The sequence below is a fragment of the Anaerolineae bacterium genome, from assembly GCA_011176535.1.
Classification (GTDB): domain Bacteria; phylum Chloroflexota; class Anaerolineae; order Anaerolineales; family DRMV01; genus DUEP01.
The window spans coordinates 19,317-38,677 of record DUEP01000046.1 but is presented as its reverse complement, the minus strand read 5'-3'; the positions used below and the strand labels follow the sequence as shown (position 1 = coordinate 38,677).

Below are 19,361 nucleotides of genomic sequence, written 5' to 3'. Positions count from 1 at the left end.
CCCATGCACTACTCCTCGCCCATATCGCGGCGTCGCGCCTCAGCAGCCAACTCGGTGATCTCGCGAATATCGGCAAACTCGAACTGCGACGAAAAGACAACCCCAATGGCCAGGCTCATCAACGGCACCTGGGTTTCCTCGCCTGATTCATCAGGCAACACCAGGTATCCCCGCTCCCGGTCGATGAAGTTGTAATGGGTCAGAATCTCTTTGTCGAAACGCTCCTTGAGGCGCGCCCGGACGGCCGGAGCGGCTTCTTCCGAGGTGATGACGATGAAATTCTCTTCGCTGGGGTGCCCCAGAAAATCGTTGGACGTCCCTAACTCGTCCACCACCTCACTCAACAACATGGCCATGAAACGCAGCACATCGCTGGCGGCGACAAAGCCATAGACATCCCGAAAAGCGTCGTAGTGAAGGATGCGGATGTCCATCATGGCCCAGCCGCTCTCGCGGATGATGCGTCGCAGGTGATCCTCGATGAGCCGCCCACCCGGCAACCCCGAGCGCGGGTCGGTCAGCCGCTCGCGCTCGGCGCGCATGATGGCGTTCTGCACCCGCAGGCGCAACTCCTCGATGTCAAAGGGCTTGGTGATGTAATCATCGGCGCCTAACTCCAACCCTCGCAAACGGTCACTCCGCTCATCCTTCTGGGTGAGAAAGATGATGGGGATGTGCGCCGTACGCACGTTGGTGCGCAACTGCTCGCACACTTCATAGCCGTCAATATCCGGCAACATGATGTCCAGCACAATCAGGTGCGGCATTTGCTGGCGCGTCTTCTCCAGAGCGACCGTCCCTCGGGGCGCCACATCCACCTCGTAGCCCTGGCTGGAAAAGTAGAGTTTCAGCAATTCGGCGATATCGGGGTCGTCTTCCACGATGAGCAATCGAGGTTGACTCATGGGTGCCTCCTTTTGAGCGTGGCGCGCTGGCGTTTTGCGCGCTCACGCACTCGCGCGATATATTCCATTGTAACAGGTTGTTCAAAGGAGCGAAAACCGTTCAGGCGAAAGCCGTGCTTGCGGGCAATGCGGACAATTTCCTCCACCTGGGCGCGGGTGATGTGCTTGCCCACCGTGTAATCCTCGAAACGTCCCTCCAGCGCCAAAGCCATGGTTTCAGCCATGCAGGCGTAAGCGTGGCGGGGCGGAAAGCCAAAATCGAAATGAAAGTCCACCGGGCCGGGCACCTCCACCATGCCGCCGTCGATTACCAGCACATCATCACGGGCCGCGGCCACCTGAGCCGACACATCCCGTGGCCGGGCCACATCGCAGACCACGCTTCCGGGGCGCAGATGCTGGGGCTCCACGATGGCGTCCAGCGCGCTGCTCACCGTCACCACCAGATGCGCCCGCTGCAGGTCGGCGATATCGGTGCTGATGTGCACCCTCGCCGGGACGCCCAGGTCACGCAGCCGCGCCTGCTCCACTTCCAGGGCACCCCGTCGGCGGCCAATGAGCACTATCTCGCCCACCCGCTCCGCGAGCATCTCGGCGACCACGCGGCCAATGGCGCCGCTGGCCCCCACCACCGCCGCCGTGACCTCGGCCAGCGTGATCTCCAACAGACGGGCCGCCTCCAGGAGAGCCTCCACGGCCACGGCCACGGTGTAAGCGTCGCCCGTGGTGACCGGGATGTCCAGGGCCCGGGCAATGGTCACGCCGCCGTCCCCCACCACCGAGGTGAAGGCCCCCAGGCCCAAAATCTTCGCCCCCAGGCGCTCGGCCATGCGCCCCGTCTGGATGATCTTGCGGTACACCACCCGTTCCGGGAGTTCCAGCATCCGCCGCGGCGTCAGCGGGCAGGCCACAAACCATCCTTTGATCTCTTTGCCCGTGGCCTGAGAGACGATACCGGTGATCTCCGAAATGTAAACCGGGGGGAAGAAGGTGGAAAAAAAGTCGATTTGCCTTTCGGTGAGCACCTTCCCCAACAAAGGGAACTTGCGGCTCACATCTCGCTTCGGGTCAATGGGATGGATGATAAAGGCAAAGGTGTCCATAGGCAGTACTGCCTCTCACCAGGTCTCGCCGCCTTCCTCGCCCGGACGAGGATAAAGGCGCGGATGCCGATGCCCCTCCCGCAGCCGATGGTGATCGCTCTCCTCATAGGAAATATCCTTCATGATGACCCGCCGCTCCGGCGATGCCACCAACACCACATCAGATTCGATCATGCGTGCCGGATACACCACCAGGCCGGACCCCAACCGGCAATTGTGCCCGACGCATCCGCCCAGCACCGGGCGATTGGCATCCTTCAATCGGCCATACCCATCCCGGGCTTTGATGGGCGCCGAGACCAGATTGAAATCGGTGAAAGTGGTACCCGCGCCGATGAAGGTATTGCGGCCCACCACACACATTTGTAGGCAGGTGTTCTGCGCCACCATACTGTTGTCCATCAGGGTGGTCATGAACAACGCCGCACGGAAGGGCAAAAAGGCGCCGTCTCCGATCACGGAAAGCATCAACTGCACACCCTGCGAGATGTTCACATTGCTGCCGATGACGCAGTTGTCAATCACCGCCCCGGCGCCAATGGTCACATTGTCGCCGATGATGGTCGGCCCATGAATCACCGCCGAGGGGTCGATCACCACATTACGCCCGACCTTAACCAACTCCGAACTTTCCAAAACCTGCTTCCCCTCGTAGAGGGCCTTTCCCAAAATTTTCAACTTGAAAAATGGGTCACGGTTCAGCCGCTCCTCAAAGCGCGCCCCCCGGGCGAAAAGGCCAAAGACCACATCGGCGATGAAAATGTGCACCCAGGAGTCGATGGCAATCAACGCGCGCAAGGGCACCTGGAACACCAGGTCGCCCTGCTCGGTGGCCATGTAGGTAGGGACATGGTAGTAGCCAATTTCCCGGGCCTGAAGGTCGATGACCAGGGGTTCAGGCTCCACATGGGGGTCCAGCCCCCGGGGGTAATACCACAGATCGGCCAGGTAGAGGTCACCGTAGGGGATGTAGGAAATGGAGAGCGGCAGTGCGTGTTCCCGGAAGGCCGGATCGTTCGCCGCAAACGCGGCCCGCACCGGATAATTGCGCCGCCGCGCCTCTCGAATGAACGCGTCAATGTAGAATTCGTCGAAATACAGGTTGTCGCGATAGACCAGACATTCGTCCCGCACTTCCGGCAGAGGCAACCCGACGGTGACCTCGATTTCTCGGTCAGTGTAAGGCGTGAGCGCGTCCCGCTGGGCCAGCCAGAGGGGCTTATTCTGGATGCGCAGGTCACGCGCGGGCTCGTTGAAGGGGGCGATGGGGCGCGGTTCGTGGACGATGATCTTCAGCATTTCCGGCTCTCAATCAGTACAAAGGCTGAGCAGGGACAAAAAAGGTGCACCGTTCTTCGCCCTCCGCCTGGGTGGTCTGGAGAAACACAGGGTACACCCGGCCCGTCAGCCAGTAGAGCGCCTCCTGAAAGAAGCCCTGCCAGAGGCGACAACGCGGCGCGGTGGCCGAGGGGGTTCCCGATACACGCCAACGGGCCTCGACCGACCACCCTGCTCCGGAGGCGTCCACCCGAGCCTCCAGCCCCAACGCAGGGGTGATCTCGCGGAGCAGCCAGGTCAGCCCCTGGAGCACCCGCTGCCGCACCGGCAGCATCCGCCACGGCAAATCGGCCGCGCGGGGGTGCAACGCCGGCAGGTGGCGAAACAAGGCCTGCCCCACCCGCACGGCCACCCCCAGCCCGGCATGGCGGCCAAAATGCCGTTCCAATGCCTGCCCCAATGTGACCGCAATGGCGTGGGGCTCCACAGGGGCCAGAGAGGACCAGAAACGCTGGGCGGCTTCTTCGCCTAAGGTTTCGACCAGGGCCTGAGCCCAACAGGCCTCATAAGAGGAAGAGGTCATCGTGTGTATCGCGGCACGGTTCGGGTTTCATCGAGGAAGGTGTGCAGGAGGCGCATGAAGCGTTTGGGAGCGTCCAGCATGATGAAGTGTCCGGCATCGGGAAAGCGTTCGATGCGCGCATGGGGCACACCGGCTTTCAAAGAAACCCACTGCCGGGGATGGACGATCACATCCCGATCGCCGTACATGCCCATCACGGGCACCCGAATCTGGGCGAGGAAGGGCCGCAAATCCACCTGACGCAGGGAAGCGATGCTGTGCAAGAAGGATTCCAGGGTGACCTGGGAGAGGTCCCGATCCATCATCTCCGGCCAGCGCTCATCTCGCGTGATCATCGGCGCAAAAAGCCGGATGCCCTGTTTCAGGACCCACATCCAATGGTACACCAGCCAGGCAATAGGGCGATACCCGGCCAGTTTGAGGGTCAATGCCAGGGAAGAGCCCACGATGGGCGAACCGATGACCACCACCCGGCTCACCAGTTGGGGGTACTGAATGGCCACGCTGAGGGCCACCGTCCCTCCCATGCTGTGGCCGACCAGGGGGGCCCGGACAATGCCCAATTGATCCATAAACTGCTGAACCAGGCTCACAAAATCGGAGACCCGGTAGGATTCCCGCTTTTTGCCCGATTCGCCAAAGCCCCAAAAATCCAACGCATAAGTCCGATAATAGCGGCCCAAATAAGCCATGGTCTCCTGCCACAGCCCCCACGAACCCAGCCAACCATGCAACAAAATCACTGGTCGGCCGCGGCCGAAGACTTCATAGTGCACAATGCCTTGATCGGTGGTGATGGAGGACACGGCTGCTCCCAGATGCAAGGTTTCTATGCGGCTTACCTGGCGTCCATTTCGGCCAGAATGCTGTACAACAACTCCAACAGCACCCGCTTCACCGATTCCTTGTCGGTGGCCACACAAGGAAGGAGTTTCACCTCCTTGGACAGGCGCAAGGCAATGCGCATGTCGTCGATATCCCAGGCGTCGGGCATGTCCTGCTTGTTCGCCGCAACCACATAAGGCGTGGGCGCATAAGCGCGGAAGGTTTCCAAAATGGACCGCGCCTCATAGAAGGTCTCCGGCCGGGTGCTGTCCACCATGACCACAAAGCCCAGCATCCCTTCGGAGAGAATCTCCCACATGAAGTCGAACCGCTTCTGGCCAGGGGTGCCGAAGAGGTAGAGCACCAGGTCGTCGTCCACAGTGATGCGGCCAAAATCCATGGCCACGGTGGTGGTTTCTTTGACCCGCTCGGACTCGCTTGTGATTTTGCGCTCCGTGGCGACCACATCGATTTCACTCACGGTCTGAATGAACGAGGTTTTGCCGGAGTTAAAGGGCCCGGTGATCACAATTTTTACCGTCTGCATAAGGACCTCTCACCTTTACAGATTGCGAATGCGCTCAATGAGCCGATTCACCAGCGAGCGCCGTTCTTCGGGCTTTACATCAGCCAAAGCCGGTTTGATGGGCTTCGGGGGAGCATAACCCTCCGGGCGGACGAGTTCGACGATGCCCGCCTGAAGCAAGCCGTACACAATGCGCCGAATCTCCAATTCATTCATCTTCGTGGCCCTCATAATCTGGCGCAGGCTGTTCTTGGGGTTGACCAGGGAAATCACCCGCCACTCTTCCACACTCAGGTTGAGATTGCGCAGATTCGTCCCCGGACGCTCGGTGAACTTCAACGCCATCTCCAAGCTGGGGATCTCGTCTTGCAGGCGCTCCCACTCCCGCATCTGTCGGGAGCCCTCGATGATTAGATTCTCCAGACTAACGCGGGTCAAGATCTTTCCTTTGGGCGAAGGAGCCTGGAGCTCAAACGAGAACAATCCTTCGGCCCAGGTGAACAGCCGCCGCACCACCGCCACATAGTGCTCTTTTAGCGCATCGAGCACATCCTGTTGGGTCAGGTAACCAGCATTAACCAGCAACAACCCCAACTCTTTGTCGCTGAGGTTGCTCGCCCGTTGACGAAGTACATTGTATTGCGCCCTGGTCAATTTCCCACCCCGATACAGGATACCGGCCAGACTGTTGTCCTCACCGCTGATCCCGGCATAGGCCAAACGCCCCTCGCGGAAATACACCTCCGCTTTTTCGTTGGGCCCCTGAATGACAAGCAAGCCGGTCTTCCGGGCCAGGTTAATCAAGTTCAATAGTTGCGTGATGCTGAAGTCGCGCAGGTTGCCTTTGAGGCCCATACCATTATCCCGACAAAGAAAAATTACCGCTGGCACATGGGTCTTCTGATTATACCGTACCCTTGCCCTAAGAGCGGTCGCCGCAAAAAGCCCTGGTATCCCCAACACCGGCTCCGGGCAGGGACAAAAAGTCGGTGTGGGCGGCTGAACCGCCCACACCGGCCTCACCTCCGAAAGGTTACTTCTGAGCGTACCGCTGGCGTGCTTTCTCCACCACTGCGACCACCTCGGGCAGGTCAATGCCCAGTTCGCGCAGTTTCTCCACCGTGGGGATGCCATGCTCATCCCAGCCACGGCGCTTGTACACCGCGTCCATCAACTGCTCGTATTGCTCGTAGCGATGCCTGCGCAAAGCCGCCACCTTTTCTTCGGTGGTCATGTTGTCCACATCAAAGCCCAGTTCGCGCAGCTGGTGGTCGTAACGCTCCTGGCGCGACTCGTACTCTTCCACGGTGACCGGGCCCATGGCGCGATAGGGCACATAGTCATACTCCCGCGTGCCGTAGCCCAACCGCAACGCGAACACCCGCTGGAAGTTGTACACCCGCTCCGACTGACGGATGAGGTCGTCCACCGTGACCTTCTGGCCAGTGATCCCCTCATAGAGCCAGGTGTAGTTCTCCAGGTGTTCGGGCACCTTGTGGGGCTCCGGGGTGTCCTCGTTGCCCTCGGGGATGATGTCGTTCCACGGCAACTTGCACAGCCCATGCAGGCTGAACCAGGTGCGCCACATGGGGAACCAGTGCAAGGCCTCGGCCTTGTCCTCGAAGGTGGGCAGGTACTTCTTCACCTGATCCAGGAAAATGAGCCAGGCCTCGTCGTGTTGCCCGCCCTTGAGGGTCATGCCGTACCCGCCTTGCTGGGCCAGGGACTCTTTGGTCACATACTCGGAAATCTCCATGCCCTTGTTGTGCATGGCGATGTCTTCCAGGAATTGCCGGTCCGCTCCGTAGTGCTCAACGAAGTAGTCCACCAGATACTTGGTGCCCTGGCCGACCAGCACACCAAAGCCCTCGCCGCGGGCCATCTGATGCAGAAGTTCCACCGCCGCCTCGCCATTGCCCCAGGTGAGTTCCAGGCCACCTGTGCGCTCGGCGTTGAGGATGCCGTTCTCCCAGCACTCCATACAGAAGGCCAACGTGTTAGCGAAGGAAATCGTGTCCACGCCGTAGGTGTCGCAGTAGAAGTTGAGTTCCAGCACCCACAGGGGGTCGAAGGTGCCGATGTTGGCCCCCAGACCGGCCGCGTTTTCGTACTCCGGGCCGTCCACCAGGACCGCCTTACCCTTGAAGGGGCCAGTGCGCAGGTGGAAGTGATCGACGCCGTGGGAGCAGGACAATTGGCATCCGGCCCAGCACCCATCAGGCATCCCCTGGGTGAAGAGTTTCTTCCAGACCGTGGAGTCGATCTTGTGCGTGTCCGGGTGAGCGCCAAATTTGAAGTTGTGCACCGGCAGCAGGTCGAAGTGGTCCATGATCTCGACCAGATACGGCGTCCCCACCCGGCGCATCTGGTTCTGCTTGTCGTCCAGCAGGGCAATTTCGCGGTTGATGCGCGTGCCCGCCTTGCGGATAAGTTCAGGCTTGGCCGGGTTGTTGTTGTCGCCCCGCAAGTTGCTGAAGCGGATGACGATGCCCTTGATGTGCTTGTCGCGGAACACCCGCCCGGCGCCACCGCGCGCCGCCTGCTTGACGCGCATCTCCTTGCGCCGGACGTCGTACCAACTGAAGTTCAGCACGCCGTAGCGACTGTAGTCTGCCGCCGGACCCGCCGTGATGGTGGAGATGGCCATCTTCCCGCGCTTGCTGTCACCCTTGTACATCTCGGCCAGTTGCTCTTTGAGTTCGTAGGTGTCCAGGGGCTCCAGCGGCGCGGCCTCAATGGTCACCTTGCCCGTGTCCCCGTCGATGAAGATGATGACCTCTTCCTTGGCCTTCCCCTGGATCTCCAGGGCGTCGAACCCGGAGAACTTGAGGTAGGGGCCGAAATAGCCACCCACATTGCTGTCCACCACCTGCCCGGTGAGGGGCGAGATGAACACCACGGTGGACTTCCCGCTCCCGGGATAGGCCGTGATCCCGTTGATGGGGCCGTTGGCGATGACCAACTCGTTCTCCGGGTCGTCCCACTTGGTGTCATCCTTGACCGCGTTCCACAAAAGCCACAGCGCAAAGCCGCGGCCACCCGTGAACAAATCTTTCATCTGCTGGGTGACGGGCTTCTCCTGGATGGTGTTGTCGTCCAGATTGATATACAGCGTGCGATTGGCATACCCCCGCTCGACCGGGCGGAGTTCGTAGTGATATTCAGCCAACACGCGATGGGCTGCCTTGAGTTGTTCCACCGGCACCGACATCGTGGCCATAAAAGCCTCCTTGACTGATGAGGGGTAGGGTTACACCTGCGGTTTGATTATACCGTATCCTCAGCCAACGGTGCGCCGGGCGCAAACGCCCAGCCCTCTAAAAAAGGGGACGGTGCGTGGGCGTAACAAAAACGGCGGGCTGTCGCGCAGCCCGCCGCTGGATGGCACGGTGCCACCTTACTTGCCCAACTTCTCCTTGGTCACCTTGGTCAGCGCCGGGACGATTTCCCACAGGTCGCCCACCACGCCGTAGCGGGCCAGTTTGAAGATAGGCGCTTCGGGGTCGGTGTTGATGGCCACGATGACCTTGCTGTTGCGCATCCCGGCCTGGTGCTGGATGGCACCGGAAATGCCGCAGGCGATGTACAGGTCGGGGGCCACCACCTTGCCCGTCTGCCCCACCTGATGCTCGTAGGGGATGTAACCTGCGTCCACCGCGGCGCGGCTGGCGCCCACCGCAGCGCCCAGCACATCGGCCAACTCGAAGATGAGTTTGAAGCCCTGCTTGCCGCGCCAGACCTCGGCCTCCTTGTCGTCGGTGATCTCCGGCGGCGGGGTCAGGTTGGGGTTGTTCGAAACACCACGCCCACCGGAAACGATGATGGCCGCCTCGGTCAGGCTCACGCCGCCCTCGGTGGTGGCGTAATCCTTCACCTTGGTCACCACCGCATCCTCGGCCATGGCGGGGGCCACCTTGACCATCTCACCGCTGCGGCTGGTGTCGGGCTCGGGCCTGGCGAAGGCCCGCACGCGCACGGTGACCAGTTGCGGGTCCGCATCGCTCTTCACCTTGGAGAGCAACTTGCCGGCATAGACCGGATGCACGGCCATCAGGCGGTCGCCCTCGACATCCAGTTCCACCACATCGGCCAACACGCCCGTGTCCAGCGCAGCACCAACCATGGCCGCAATTTCCCGTCCGCGGGTGCTGTTGGGGAAGACCACCACCGCCGGGCCGTGCTCCTTCACCGCCTGAGCCAGCGTTTCGGCAAAGGGCTCCGGGCGGTAGTCGGCGAACACCGCGTCGTCCGAAACCACCACCTCATCGGCGCCGTAATGGAAAGCCTGCTGCGCCAGCGCGTCCACACCCTGGCCAAACACCACAGCGGTCACCCCGCTGCCCATTTTCTCTGCCACCAGCCGGGCGGCGCCCATGGCCTCCCAGGAGGGGTTGAGCGCCTCACCCTTGAAGTGATCGATATAAACCCATACTTTGTTGCCCATCACAGCACCTTCTCCGCCATGAGTTTGTCCAGCAACTTCTCCGCGATCTCTTCCGGCGAGCCGCCTTCGATGAACTCGCACACCACCTCCTTCTTGGGCGGCTCGGCCAGTTCCACCGTGTGCACCTTAACCGCCGGGGCTTCGATGCCCAGGTCGGCCAGGCTCCACACCGGCATCTGCTTCATCTTACGCGTGGCCTTGCGAATGCCCATGAAGGACGGATAGCGAGGCTCGCCGTACTCCTTGGCCACACTCATCACGGCGGGGAAGCGGGTCTCCACCACCTGGCGGCCCTCTTCGATGACCCGCTCGGCCTGGATGGTGCCAGCGCCGGGGTCAGCGCCAGGGAAGGCCGCCACCAGGCCCACATACGGCCAGCCCAACCCCCGCGCCGTCTGCGCGGGGGTCAGGCCGGTGTCGCCGTCCACCGCTTGGCGCCCGAAGAGCACCAGGTCCACATCGCCGATTTTCTGCACGGCGGCGGCGAGCACCTTAGCCGTGCTCAGCGTGTCATCGGGGCTCAGGGCCGCATCCTCGATACGCACCGCCTCATCGCAGCCCATGGCCAGGGCCTGACGGATGGCCTCGTCAGCGCTGGCATCGCCCACACTGACCACCGTCACCGAGCCGCCGTACGCCTCCTTGAGTTGCAAGGCGGCCTCCACGGCGAACTCATCCCAGGGATTGAGCACCAGGGGTGCATCCCCCCAGTCCGCCCGCCCGTCCACCAGCCGCATGGTCGCGGCCGTGTCGGGCGTCACTTTGACGGCTACTACGATCTTCAAGGGACACCTCCTCCATCCTAATTTTGGTCAACTTGTCAACTGGTTACTTCGTCAACGGGTTTGCAGGTAGAACCCGAAAAATGTGGCCATCAAGCCACAGCACTCAAAACGACTTCACCCACCAGGCAACCTGACAACAAACCTACTGCCACTCCTCCGGATCGTACGGCGGCAATTCCTTGCGCAAGGGTTTGTCGTGCCGATAACCCAGAGCGTAATCGGCCTGAATCAGCATGTGAATCTCGCTGCTGCCTTCGTAGATCATCGCCCCGCGGGCGTTGCGCATGAAGCGCTCCACATCGTACTCGTCGCTGAACCCGTAAGCCCCGTGAATCTGCACCGCCTCGCTGGCCGCGCGGAAGGACGCCTCGGTGGCGAACCATTTGGCCATAGAAGCCAGGCGGGTGAAGCGTTTGCCCTGATTCATCAGCCAGCCCGTCTCCAGGTAAAGCAGGCGGGCCATCTCGTAATCCTGCGCCATCTGGGCGATCTTCTGCTTGATCAACTGATGATTGGCGATGGGTTGCCCGAAAGTGCGCCGTTCCTTGGCATAGCGCACGCTGGCATCCAGCGCCGCCCGGATCAGGCCCGTGGCCCCGGCGGCCACGGTATAGCGCCCGCGGTCGAAGGCGCTCATCGTGACTTTGAAGCCCTCGCCCTCCTCACCGATGCGGTTCTCCACCGGCACCTCCACATTCTGGAAGGCGATCCAACCGGTGGACCCAGCCCGCACCCCCAGTTTGCCCTTGATATCTCCCCGGGTCACCCCCGGGCTGCGGAGGCCCACGATAAAGGTAGTCAACCCTCGGTAGGCCGGCTCGGCGTTGGGGTCCGTGCGCGCCGTCACGATGGCATAATCGGCCAGCGAAGCCAGGGAAATCCACATCTTCTCACCGTTGAGGATGTACACATCCCCCTCCCGCCGGGCCGTCATCTGAATATGCGCAAAATCCGAGCCATGCCCCGGCTCGGTAAACGCGCCGCATCCGATCTTCTCCCCTTTGGCCAGCGGTACCAGGAACTTCTGCTTCTGCTCCTCGGTGCCCCAGTGAAATACCGTCTGGGCACACAACCCCATGTGCACCGACATGATCACCCGCAGCGTGGAATCCACATACTCCAACTCCTCGCACACCAGACCCAACGAAATGTAATCCATGCCCTGCCCGCCGTACTTCACCGGGATGCCCACCCCCAGGATGCCCAACTCGGCCATCCGTTCCAACACGGGCATCGGCTCGTGCTTACGGTCGTACTCCTTCACCATGGGCGCGACCTCTTTCAAAGCGAAATCGCGCACCATCTGCTGAACCATACGATGCTCATCGGTGAATGCAAAATCCATGGCAGCCTCCGGGGGAATTGGTGAAACTTTTCGCTATTATACCATCAACATCCCGAAGTATAATCCATTCCATGGAAAACGCCTGGGGCCTTCTCCGGACCCATTGGGTCCGCGCCGCGCTCTTGGGGCTGTGGCTCGCCCTGGGGCTGCACCCGCGCCCGTTACTGGCCGAGGCCGCCTATCGACGCGGCCTGGCGCTGCTGGCCCGCCAACCCGAGGCCGCCCTTCCCGACTTGCTGGCCGCCCATCGCGCCTGGCCTGAACGCGCCGATATCGCCTTGCAGGCCGCCGAAGCCGCCTGGGCAGCCCAACGCCCGGCGCTGGCCCTGGCCCTGCTGCGTCACGCCGCCTCCCTAGCCCCCTTACCGGCCTGGGCCTATGCCCGTCTGAGCGCGGCCCACATGGCCGTAGGCCAGCCCCAGGCCGCCCTGGACGCCTTGCAGGAGGGCCTCCGGGTTCACCCCCATCATCCCGACCTGCTGCGTCGCCTGGCCCTGCTGGCCCAGGCCCAGGGCAACGATGACCTGGCCATCGCCGCCCTGACGGACCTGGTGGCCCGGCGCCCATCTGTGCCGGAAATGCGCTGGCGGTTGGCCCTTTTGCTCACCGCCCACGACCCGCAGGCCGCCCTGCCCCATCTGGAAGCCCTGGCCCCCCACCCCGAGTACGGCCCCTCGGCGCGGGCCTTACGCGACCGACTATACCTGGCCCTGCGCCAGCCCACCCCGTCCCAACGGCTCACCCTGGCCGGAGAGGCCCTGTTGGCCCAAAACCACCCCGCCCTGGCCGCGACCGCCTTGCGCCGGGCCGTCGCCCTCTCGCCCAACGACCCCACCGCCTGGGCCTACTTAGGCGCCGCCCTCGAGGCCCTGGGGGACAACGATGGCCTGAAGATGCTCCGCCACGCCCAGCGATTGGCCCCGCACGCCGCCCTGCCCAACCTGCTTTTGGGGCGCTACTGGCTGCGCCGCGGGCACCCCGAACAGGCGCTGCCCTGGCTCCAGGCCGCCGTGAACGCCGATCCCAAAAACCCTCGCCTGCACCTGCTGCTGGCCCAGGCCCTGGGGCAAATCGCCCGCAACCTGCCGCGGGCCACCGGTGCGCTCCAACGCGCCACCGCCCTGGCCCCTTACGCCCCCCAGGTCTGGCAGCAAGCCGCCCAACTGGCCCTCGGCCTGAGCCTGCCTCCGGCCCAAACCCTGCCTCTGGCCCGCCGCGCCGCGGCTCTGGCCCCAAACAGCCCGGCCGCGCTGACCCTGCTGGGCCAGGCCCTGCTGCAGGCCGAGGACCCTCTCACCGCCCAACGGTTGTTGGAACGCGCCCTGGCTCAAGACCCCGGCTATGCCCCCGCCCACCTATACCTGGGCGTGGCCCTGCTGCGGCAAAACCAAACCCGGGCCGCCCAGGAACACTTCCGCTGGGCGGCCCGGCTGGCTCCGGCAAACTCTTTCGTGGCCCGACAGGCCCGCGCCTGGCTGCAACGCCCCTAAGGCGCTCCGCCTACCGCCCTACGGCTGGTAGGTAATCGTCAGAGTGGTGTTCGTGCACTGCAAATAATCCGCCTGCCCGTCGTCGTCCAGCGCCTTGGGGTGCATCCGCACCTGGAAGTAGGGATCCCCTGCAGCCAGGTCGGCCTGCACCTGCGCAGTCACATCCACCGTGGCCGGCAAGGGCGCCGTGAGCAGGGTGATGGCCGTGCCCGGAAGGTCGTAATGCAGGGGGCGCAGCGGCAACGCAAACTCCACCTGCGCCAGCCAGATCCCCTGCAGGTCGGTCAGGGGATTCCGCATCTGGGAACAAGTCAGGTTCAAATGGGCCTCCAGCACCGTGCCATGGATACTAGACAGATCGTAGGTCAGGTACCCCCGGGCCTGGAGGTCCGAAACGGTATCCCCTGCGAGCACCGTGCCACCGATGGTGTCGCTGTAATCCTGGTAAATCGTGCCGCTGTTCGCCGCGTTCCGGTTAAGAGTCACCGTCATGGTGGCCGAGGTGGGAGGCGGCGTGGGGGAAGGCGCCATTACCTGCACTTCCACCCAAAAAGCGCCCAAGTGATCTGCGCCGATGCCAAACACCTCACCGGTATCCGAGCGCAGACGGAAATGTCCCTTGTAAGTGCCGGCCGTACCGGGGGCAGTCAACTCCACGGAGAGGTCCACCGTATCTCCCGGAGCCACCGTGTGAGGGAAGTCCACATCCACGGGCGCCCCCATGCGATCACCGTGGTCGAAAATCAGCGTGTACCCCGTGGTCCAGGCACACGACCCCACATTTTTCAACCGCCAGGTCTTGACGAAAGTCGTCCCGGCCTCCACCGCCGTCCCATCGGGATAGGTCACATCGGCGACAAACTGGGCCCAATTACAGGGCAACGGCGTGGGGGAAGGGGTCCAGGTTGGGGTGGCGGGCACCGAGGGGACGGGCGTATCCGAGGGCGCACTCGTTGGCGCTTCGGTCGGTGCTTGAGGGACGGCAGTATCGGTGGGCGCTGCCGCCACCGCCGTGGCCGCCTGTGTGCCTTGTAAAATCGCCTGGGCGGTCTGCGCCACGCTGGTGGCGATTTCCGGTGGCACGCCCGTGGCCAGCTGCTCCCCGGCCTGCCCCGAAGGCAGGTTGCACGCAAACACGGCCAGCAACAAAAGCGCCAGGGCAATGCCTTTGCCCCTCGTACGCATCATCGAGATAAACATGAGCCTCCTCCTCGCGGAATGAACGGAAGAATAACCCCCAGTTTCAGTGTAACACATTTGCCCTACCTTTGCCGGGGTTTGGCTTCCGGCAGGTCTTTCCGACCAACCGGGCCAGGCATGATACAATTGCGCCACCCTACGCACAGGAGGCCCAAGTGTTTGAGGTGTTGTTCCTGGGCACTTCCGCGTCGGCGCCTTCCATCCAGCGCGGGCTCTCGGCCCATGTGGTCATGCACAACGAATACCGTTTCCTGCTCGATTGCGGCGAAGGAACCCAACGGCAGATCCTGCGCGCCGGGGTCGGTTTCCGACGCCTCAACCGGGTGCTCATCACCCACGGCCATCTGGACCACATCCTGGGCCTGGGGGGGCTGCTTTCCACCTTTATGCGCTGGGAAACGCTGGAAGGCCCCCTGGAACTCTACGGCAGCCGTTGGGCCCTGGACCGCATCCACGACCTACTCTTCGGCGTGGTGCTGCGGGGGGCATCCCCACCCGTGGAACTGCAATTTCACCCCATCGAGCCGGGCGTGGTGTTCCAGGCCGAGGATTTCCACATCACCGCCTTCCCCGTGTGGCACCGAGGCTCGGACAGCTACGGCTTCGTTTTTGAAGAGGAGGCCCGGCGGCCCTTCCTGGTGGAAAAAGCCGAGGCCCTGGGCATCCCCCCCGGCCCCTGGCGGCGCGACCTGGTGGCCGGCAAGGTGGCCACCTTGCCCGATGGGCGGCGCATCCATCCCGACGAAGTGCTGGGCCCGCCCCGGCGCGGCGCCCGCTATGTCCATGTGGGCGATGTAGGCCGCACCCATGACCTGGTGGAGGTCTGCCGCGACGCCGACGCCCTGGTCATCGAGGCCACTTACCTGCAAGAGGAGGCCGACCTGGCGCGCAAATTCGGCCATCTGACGGCCCGGCAGGCCGCCGAGTTAGCCGCCGAAGCCCATGTGGGCCTGCTGGTGCTTACCCACATCTCCCGCCGGTACCGCGAGCGCGATGTGCTGGCCGAAGCCCAGGCCGTCTTCCCCCACACCATCGTGGCCCGCGACTTCGACGCCCTGCAAATCAAGCGCAACAAAGAGGTGGTACATCGCCGCAACGAGCGAGAGAGCCTTTACACTGCCGACAATGCCTCCCAATGAGGGTTAAATCCGACACGGGCAGGGAAACGTCTCCCTGCCCGTGTTTTTTCCCGGCAGCCTGCCCCACCCCAAGGGGCTAAAACCCTTCCGGCGGGCGCTCCTGTTGGACCTCCTGGAGCACCCGGATGCCGTTTTGCACCTCAGTGAGCATGCGATCCAACTGGACGGCCAACTTCTCCAGAGATTCCAGCGCGTAACGGTCGGCCTCGCGGCGAATGCGTTCGGCTTCGGCCTCGGCCTGGGCGATGATTTGCGCCGCCTTGCGCTGCGCCTCTTCCACCAGCCGGTGCTCCGAGAGCATTTCCTCTCGCTTCTGTTGAGCCAGTTGAATGGTGCGCTGGGCCTCTTCTTTGGCCTGGGCCAGAATGCGCTCCCGTTGGGCCAACAACTGCTGGGCCTTGCGCACCTCCTCAGGGATGGTGACCCGCATCTGGTCAATGAGATCCAGAAAACGATCCTCGTCCACCATCACGCTATGGGTAAAAGGCACGGCGCGGCTTTCGTTGAAGAGTTCTTCCAAGCGATCGACCAGTTCTAAGATATCCATAGCCTCTCTCCCGCGCTTCGTTGTGCGGCCTTGCCGTGCAAGGTTCGCGCCATCCTTGAGAATAGATTACACGCAAACCCTCAAATCGTCAACTGCCCTCAATCGCGCAGTGAGGTCATGTGCCGGTTTTGCTGGGCTTCGCTGAGTTCGGAAAAGCGCCGCCGGAGGGCCTTTTCCACATGCAGCGGCACCATGCTGCTGATGTCCCCGCCCAGGGAGGCGATTTCCCGCACCGTGGTCGAAGACAGAAAGGTGTGCTCCTCGCTGGTGATGAGGGCCACCACCTCGATGTCGGGGGCCAGACGATGGTTCGCCAAAGCCATCCGAAACTCGTTCTCAAAATCCGAAAACACCCGCAGCCCCCGCACGATGACCTGGGCCCCCACGCGACGGCAAAACTCCACCGTCAGCCCACTATAGCCGGTCACCGTAATCCGGTCGTGGCCCTGGAAAGTCTCCTGCACCAGGGCGATGCGCTCCTCGGGCGAAAAAAGCAGATTTTTCAAAGGTTTGTCGTACACCGCCACCACCACCTGGTCGAACAACCGCGCCGCCCGGAGGGCGATGTCGATATGCCCGTAATGAATCGGATCAAAGGTGCCAGGGAAGACGGCTTTGATTTTCATTAACTCATGTCTCCTTCGGCGATGCTCCAGCGTCGTGCTAAGGTCTCGGCCAACAGGCGATGCTCCGGCGCCTGCAAATCGGGGTCTTGCTCCAGCAGGCGCTGCGCCAGCGTGCGCGCCTTCTCGATGAGGCGCACATCCAGCATGTTGGCCAGCCGCAAGAAACTCACATCATAGCCCGACTGGCGAGTGCCCAAAAACTCACCTGGCCCGCGTTGTTGCAGGTCCTTTTCAGCCAGGCGGAAACCGTCGCTGATTTCCACCATCGCCCGCAGGCGCTCGTTCTCCGCAGCCGCGTTTTCCGTCTCGGGGATCAGCAGACAATAGGCCTCGTCGCCGCCCCGACCCACGCGGCCGCGGAACTGGTGCAACTGCGCCAGCCCGAAACGATTGGCGCCTTCGATGACCATCACCGTGGCGTTGGGCACGTCTACCCCAACCTCCACCACCGCGGTCGAGACCAGGATGTGGTATTCCCCGTCGCGGAAACGACGCATGACCTCGTCCTTTTCTTCATCACGCATCTTCCCATGCAGCAAGCCCATCTTCAAATCGGGGAACACTTCCTCCTGCAGACGCCGATGGGCCTCCACCGCCGAGGGGGTGTGCGTCAGGGCCTCGCTTTCCTCGATGAGCGGATAAATGATGAACGCCTGGTGGCCGCGCTCCACCTCCCGCCGGATGAGGCGATAGGCCCGCTCCCGCTCCTTGGGGAACAGGAGGTAAGTGCGCACCGGCTTGCGGCCCGGCGGCATCTCGTCCATCACCGTGAGGTCCAAGTCGCCGTACACGGTCAGCGCCAGCGAACGCGGGATGGGCGTGGCCGTCATCACCAGCAGGTGGGGGTTCTCGCCCTTGCGGCGCAAAGCGCCCCGCTGCCGCACGCCGAACCGATGCTGCTCGTCGATCACGGCCAGTTGCAGGTCAGCGAACTGCACCGGCTCCTCGATGAGGGCATGAGTGCCCACCAGAATCTTCACCTTTCCGGCGGCCAGATCCTCCAAAATCGCCCGTCGCTCCCCGTTAGGGGTGCTCCCCACCAGCAAACGAATTTCTTCGGGGCGCAGGGGAGCCTGCTCGCCCTCGGTCAACAGCCGCAACAGGCTGCGGTAATGCTGCTCGGCCAGGATAGCCGTCGGGGCCATCAGCGCCGCCTGGGCCCCCTCCCGGGTGACCATGGCCATGGCCAGCGCGGCCACCACCGTCTTGCCAGAGCCCACATCCCCCTGCAACAGCCGGTTCATGGGGTGCCCGGAGGCCAGATCGCGGCGAATCTCGGCCAGGGCCCGCTGCTGTGCCCCGGTCAATTGGAACGGCAGGCGCGCCGTTTGCTCCTCCAGCCAGGCATCGCTCACCGTAAACACCCGTCCCGGTCGGCTTTGCCAGCGGCGCTTTTGCTGCAACACGCCCAGTTGGAGGTAAAAAATCTCTTCAAAAGCCAGCCGGGTGCGGGCCGCCTCCAACATCTCCCACGAATCGGGGAAATGCATCTGCAACAGCGCCGTGGACAAGTCGAGCAACCCGACTTCCTGCCGCACTGCAGGCGGCAACGGGTCGGGCACCCGCGGCGTCCAGGCAGGGATTACCTGGGCCATCAGGGCTCGCAGCCAGCGCTGGGTGATCTGGGCAGTGAGCGGATACACCGGTACGATGCGCCCGGTATGGAGCAGGTCTTCGTCCAGTTCCTCCCACTCTGGGTTGGTAAGCACCAGGCGGCCCAGGTACTGGTCGATGCGTCCGGCCAGCGCCACCGCCTTGCCGGGGCTCAATTGCTCGGCGATCCAGGGCTGGTTGAACCAAGTGGCCCGAATGACGCCACTGCCATCGCCGATGAAGGCCTCGACCACCTTCAGTTTGCCGCCCTTCAACTCCCGCACGCCCACGCGCTCCACCGTCCCCAGCACCGTGGCCTGCTCGCCGTAACGCAACTGGCGAATGGGCTTCAGTTGGGCGTAGTCATCGTAGCGCCGGGGGAAATGGTAGAGCAAATCCTCCAGTGTACGGATGCCCAGGCGCTCTAAGCGTCTGGCCCGCCGGGGGCCAATGCCGGGGATCACGGTGACCGGGGCAGAGAGGGCCACGGGCGCCCCCCCTGGAAGCGCCTCCCGCACTCGCGGCGAGGTCTTCTTCCCCGAGGGGGCGGGTCGGGACGGCTGGGGTCGGGCCGCCTCCCGGGGGCGTTTCTGCCCCCCCGAGGCTGGTTCCGCCACCCGATCGCCGGGAGAAGGCTCGCTCGTGGGGGACCGGGCCTCCAACGGCGGCGCTTCAGGGAACGCCCGCCGAATGCGCCGCCAGAGGCCCTGCAGCACCTCGGCCCGCGATTTGGGGCTAAGGCGGTCGTAATCCCGCAACCGGGCCACCACCGCCTGAATGATCTCCTCTGGCACCCCGTCCACACGGGCTTCTGCTTCCCAGGGGGAAAGCATCCGCCCCAGTCCGCCCACCACGGCGCCGTTGTCAAAGCCGCGCTGGGCTTCCAGAGCCAGGAACTTGTGCAGTTTCGCCAAACTCGGTTTCATATCCATGGGAGCCTATTTTACCAGACCGCCGCTCGCGTGTCGGCGA

At 63.2% G+C, this 19,361-nt stretch carries 17 protein-coding genes; 2 read left to right on the top strand and 15 right to left on the bottom strand.

The window, feature by feature from the left end; genetic code table 11:
• Nucleotides 1-8: 8 nt before the first annotated feature.
• From G4O04_05735 to G4O04_05685, 11 genes are all read right to left on the bottom strand, one after another.
• Nucleotides 9-905 (bottom strand): response regulator, encoded by an 897-nt coding sequence (locus tag G4O04_05735; GenBank protein HEY58020.1) that lies wholly within the window; start codon nt 903-905, stop codon nt 9-11.
• The gene (locus G4O04_05730) at nt 902-2,008 is read right to left on the bottom strand and encodes a shikimate dehydrogenase (protein HEY58019.1); all 1,107 of its coding nucleotides are present in this window, start codon (nt 2,006-2,008) and stop codon (nt 902-904) included. Before G4O04_05730 ends, G4O04_05735 begins: the two co-directional genes overlap by 4 nt.
• 15 nt (nt 2,009-2,023) lie before the next feature.
• Nucleotides 2,024-3,307 (bottom strand): multidrug transporter, encoded by a 1,284-nt coding sequence (locus G4O04_05725; GenBank protein HEY58018.1) that lies wholly within the window; start codon nt 3,305-3,307, stop codon nt 2,024-2,026.
• Nucleotides 3,308-3,320: 13 nt separating this feature from the next.
• Nucleotides 3,321-3,869, bottom strand: coding sequence for a hypothetical protein (locus tag G4O04_05720; protein ID HEY58017.1), 549 nt, complete (start codon nt 3,867-3,869; stop codon nt 3,321-3,323).
• Nucleotides 3,866-4,675: an alpha/beta hydrolase gene (locus tag G4O04_05715; GenBank protein ID HEY58016.1), complete on the bottom strand. Its 810-nt coding sequence runs from the start codon at nt 4,673-4,675 to the stop codon at nt 3,866-3,868. Before G4O04_05715 ends, G4O04_05720 begins: the two co-directional genes overlap by 4 nt.
• Before the next feature lie 32 nt (nt 4,676-4,707).
• On the bottom strand, nt 4,708-5,241 hold the full coding sequence (locus tag G4O04_05710) for an ATP/GTP-binding protein (protein ID HEY58015.1): 534 nt from the start codon (nt 5,239-5,241) through the stop codon (nt 4,708-4,710).
• A gap of 15 nt (nt 5,242-5,256) precedes the next feature.
• A complete protein-coding gene (locus G4O04_05705) occupies nt 5,257-6,075 on the bottom strand; it encodes a DUF4388 domain-containing protein (GenBank protein HEY58014.1) in 819 nt (272 codons plus the stop codon).
• 178 nt (nt 6,076-6,253) lie between these two features.
• Nucleotides 6,254-8,431 carry an aldehyde:ferredoxin oxidoreductase gene (locus G4O04_05700; protein ID HEY58013.1) on the bottom strand — a complete coding sequence of 726 codons (2,178 nt, stop codon included), beginning with the start codon at nt 8,429-8,431 and terminating at the stop codon, nt 6,254-6,256.
• A 186-nt stretch (nt 8,432-8,617) separates the two neighbouring features.
• Nucleotides 8,618-9,664, bottom strand: a complete 1,047-nt coding sequence (locus tag G4O04_05695) for an electron transfer flavoprotein subunit alpha/FixB family protein (GenBank protein ID HEY58012.1) — start codon at nt 9,662-9,664, stop codon at nt 8,618-8,620.
• On the bottom strand, nt 9,664-10,449 hold the full coding sequence (locus G4O04_05690) for an electron transfer flavoprotein subunit beta/FixA family protein (protein ID HEY58011.1): 786 nt from the start codon (nt 10,447-10,449) through the stop codon (nt 9,664-9,666). The genes G4O04_05695 and G4O04_05690 overlap by 1 nt, the downstream gene beginning before the upstream one ends.
• A 142-nt stretch (nt 10,450-10,591) precedes the next feature.
• Nucleotides 10,592-11,794, bottom strand: a complete 1,203-nt coding sequence (locus G4O04_05685; GenBank protein HEY58010.1) for a butyryl-CoA dehydrogenase — start codon at nt 11,792-11,794, stop codon at nt 10,592-10,594.
• A gap of 71 nt (nt 11,795-11,865) precedes the next feature.
• Here G4O04_05685 and G4O04_05680 point away from each other — a divergent pair, with 71 nt between their 5' ends.
• Nucleotides 11,866-13,284: a tetratricopeptide repeat protein gene (locus G4O04_05680; GenBank protein ID HEY58009.1), complete on the top strand. Its 1,419-nt coding sequence runs from the start codon at nt 11,866-11,868 to the stop codon at nt 13,282-13,284.
• An 18-nt stretch (nt 13,285-13,302) separates the two neighbouring features.
• Here G4O04_05680 and G4O04_05675 read toward each other — a convergent pair whose 3' ends face one another.
• Nucleotides 13,303-14,484 carry a hypothetical protein gene (locus G4O04_05675; GenBank protein ID HEY58008.1) on the bottom strand — a complete coding sequence of 394 codons (1,182 nt, stop codon included), beginning with the start codon at nt 14,482-14,484 and terminating at the stop codon, nt 13,303-13,305.
• Nucleotides 14,485-14,639: 155 nt separating this feature from the next.
• Between G4O04_05675 and G4O04_05670 the strand changes: the two genes are divergently transcribed.
• A complete protein-coding gene (locus tag G4O04_05670; GenBank protein HEY58007.1) occupies nt 14,640-15,623 on the top strand; it encodes a ribonuclease Z in 984 nt (327 codons plus the stop codon).
• 76 nt (nt 15,624-15,699) lie between these two features.
• Here the strand turns inward: G4O04_05670 and G4O04_05665 are convergent, their stop codons facing one another.
• The 3 genes from G4O04_05665 to recG form a co-directional block, all read right to left on the bottom strand.
• Complete coding sequence (locus G4O04_05665; protein ID HEY58006.1) at nt 15,700-16,170, bottom strand: ATPase; 471 nt, start codon at nt 16,168-16,170, stop codon at nt 15,700-15,702.
• Nucleotides 16,171-16,268: 98 nt separating this feature from the next.
• On the bottom strand, nt 16,269-16,796 hold the full coding sequence (gene coaD, locus G4O04_05660; protein HEY58005.1) for a pantetheine-phosphate adenylyltransferase: 528 nt from the start codon (nt 16,794-16,796) through the stop codon (nt 16,269-16,271).
• A complete protein-coding gene (gene recG / locus G4O04_05655; protein ID HEY58004.1) occupies nt 16,796-19,321 on the bottom strand; it encodes an ATP-dependent DNA helicase RecG in 2,526 nt (841 codons plus the stop codon). The genes coaD and recG overlap by 1 nt, the downstream gene beginning before the upstream one ends.
• Between the last annotated feature and the right edge of the window lie 40 nt (nt 19,322-19,361).

What these genes read in the sequence shown, in the direction of transcription:
- G4O04_05725 (HEY58018.1), bottom strand. Translation starts at nt 3,307, where the DNA reads ATGCTGAAGATCATCGTCCACGAACCGCGCCCCATCGCCCCCTTCAAC.
- recG (HEY58004.1), bottom strand. Translation starts at nt 19,321, where the DNA reads ATGGATATGAAACCGAGTTTGGCGAAACTGCACAAGTTCCTGGCTCTG.
- G4O04_05675 (HEY58008.1), bottom strand. Translation starts at nt 14,484, where the DNA reads ATGTTTATCTCGATGATGCGTACGAGGGGCAAAGGCATTGCCCTGGCG.
- G4O04_05700 (HEY58013.1), bottom strand. Translation starts at nt 8,431, where the DNA reads ATGTCGGTGCCGGTGGAACAACTCAAGGCAGCCCATCGCGTGTTGGCT.
- coaD (HEY58005.1), bottom strand. Translation starts at nt 16,796, where the DNA reads ATGAAAATCAAAGCCGTCTTCCCTGGCACCTTTGATCCGATTCATTAC.
- G4O04_05665 (HEY58006.1), bottom strand. Translation starts at nt 16,170, where the DNA reads ATGGATATCTTAGAACTGGTCGATCGCTTGGAAGAACTCTTCAACGAA.
- G4O04_05695 (HEY58012.1), bottom strand. Translation starts at nt 9,664, where the DNA reads ATGGGCAACAAAGTATGGGTTTATATCGATCACTTCAAGGGTGAGGCG.
- G4O04_05685 (HEY58010.1), bottom strand. Translation starts at nt 11,794, where the DNA reads ATGGATTTTGCATTCACCGATGAGCATCGTATGGTTCAGCAGATGGTG.
- G4O04_05710 (HEY58015.1), bottom strand. Translation starts at nt 5,241, where the DNA reads ATGCAGACGGTAAAAATTGTGATCACCGGGCCCTTTAACTCCGGCAAA.
- G4O04_05705 (HEY58014.1), bottom strand. Translation starts at nt 6,075, where the DNA reads ATGGGCCTCAAAGGCAACCTGCGCGACTTCAGCATCACGCAACTATTG.
- G4O04_05720 (HEY58017.1), bottom strand. Translation starts at nt 3,869, where the DNA reads ATGACCTCTTCCTCTTATGAGGCCTGTTGGGCTCAGGCCCTGGTCGAA.
- G4O04_05735 (HEY58020.1), bottom strand. Translation starts at nt 905, where the DNA reads ATGAGTCAACCTCGATTGCTCATCGTGGAAGACGACCCCGATATCGCC.
- G4O04_05730 (HEY58019.1), bottom strand. Translation starts at nt 2,008, where the DNA reads ATGGACACCTTTGCCTTTATCATCCATCCCATTGACCCGAAGCGAGAT.
- G4O04_05680 (HEY58009.1), top strand. Translation starts at nt 11,866, where the DNA reads ATGGAAAACGCCTGGGGCCTTCTCCGGACCCATTGGGTCCGCGCCGCG.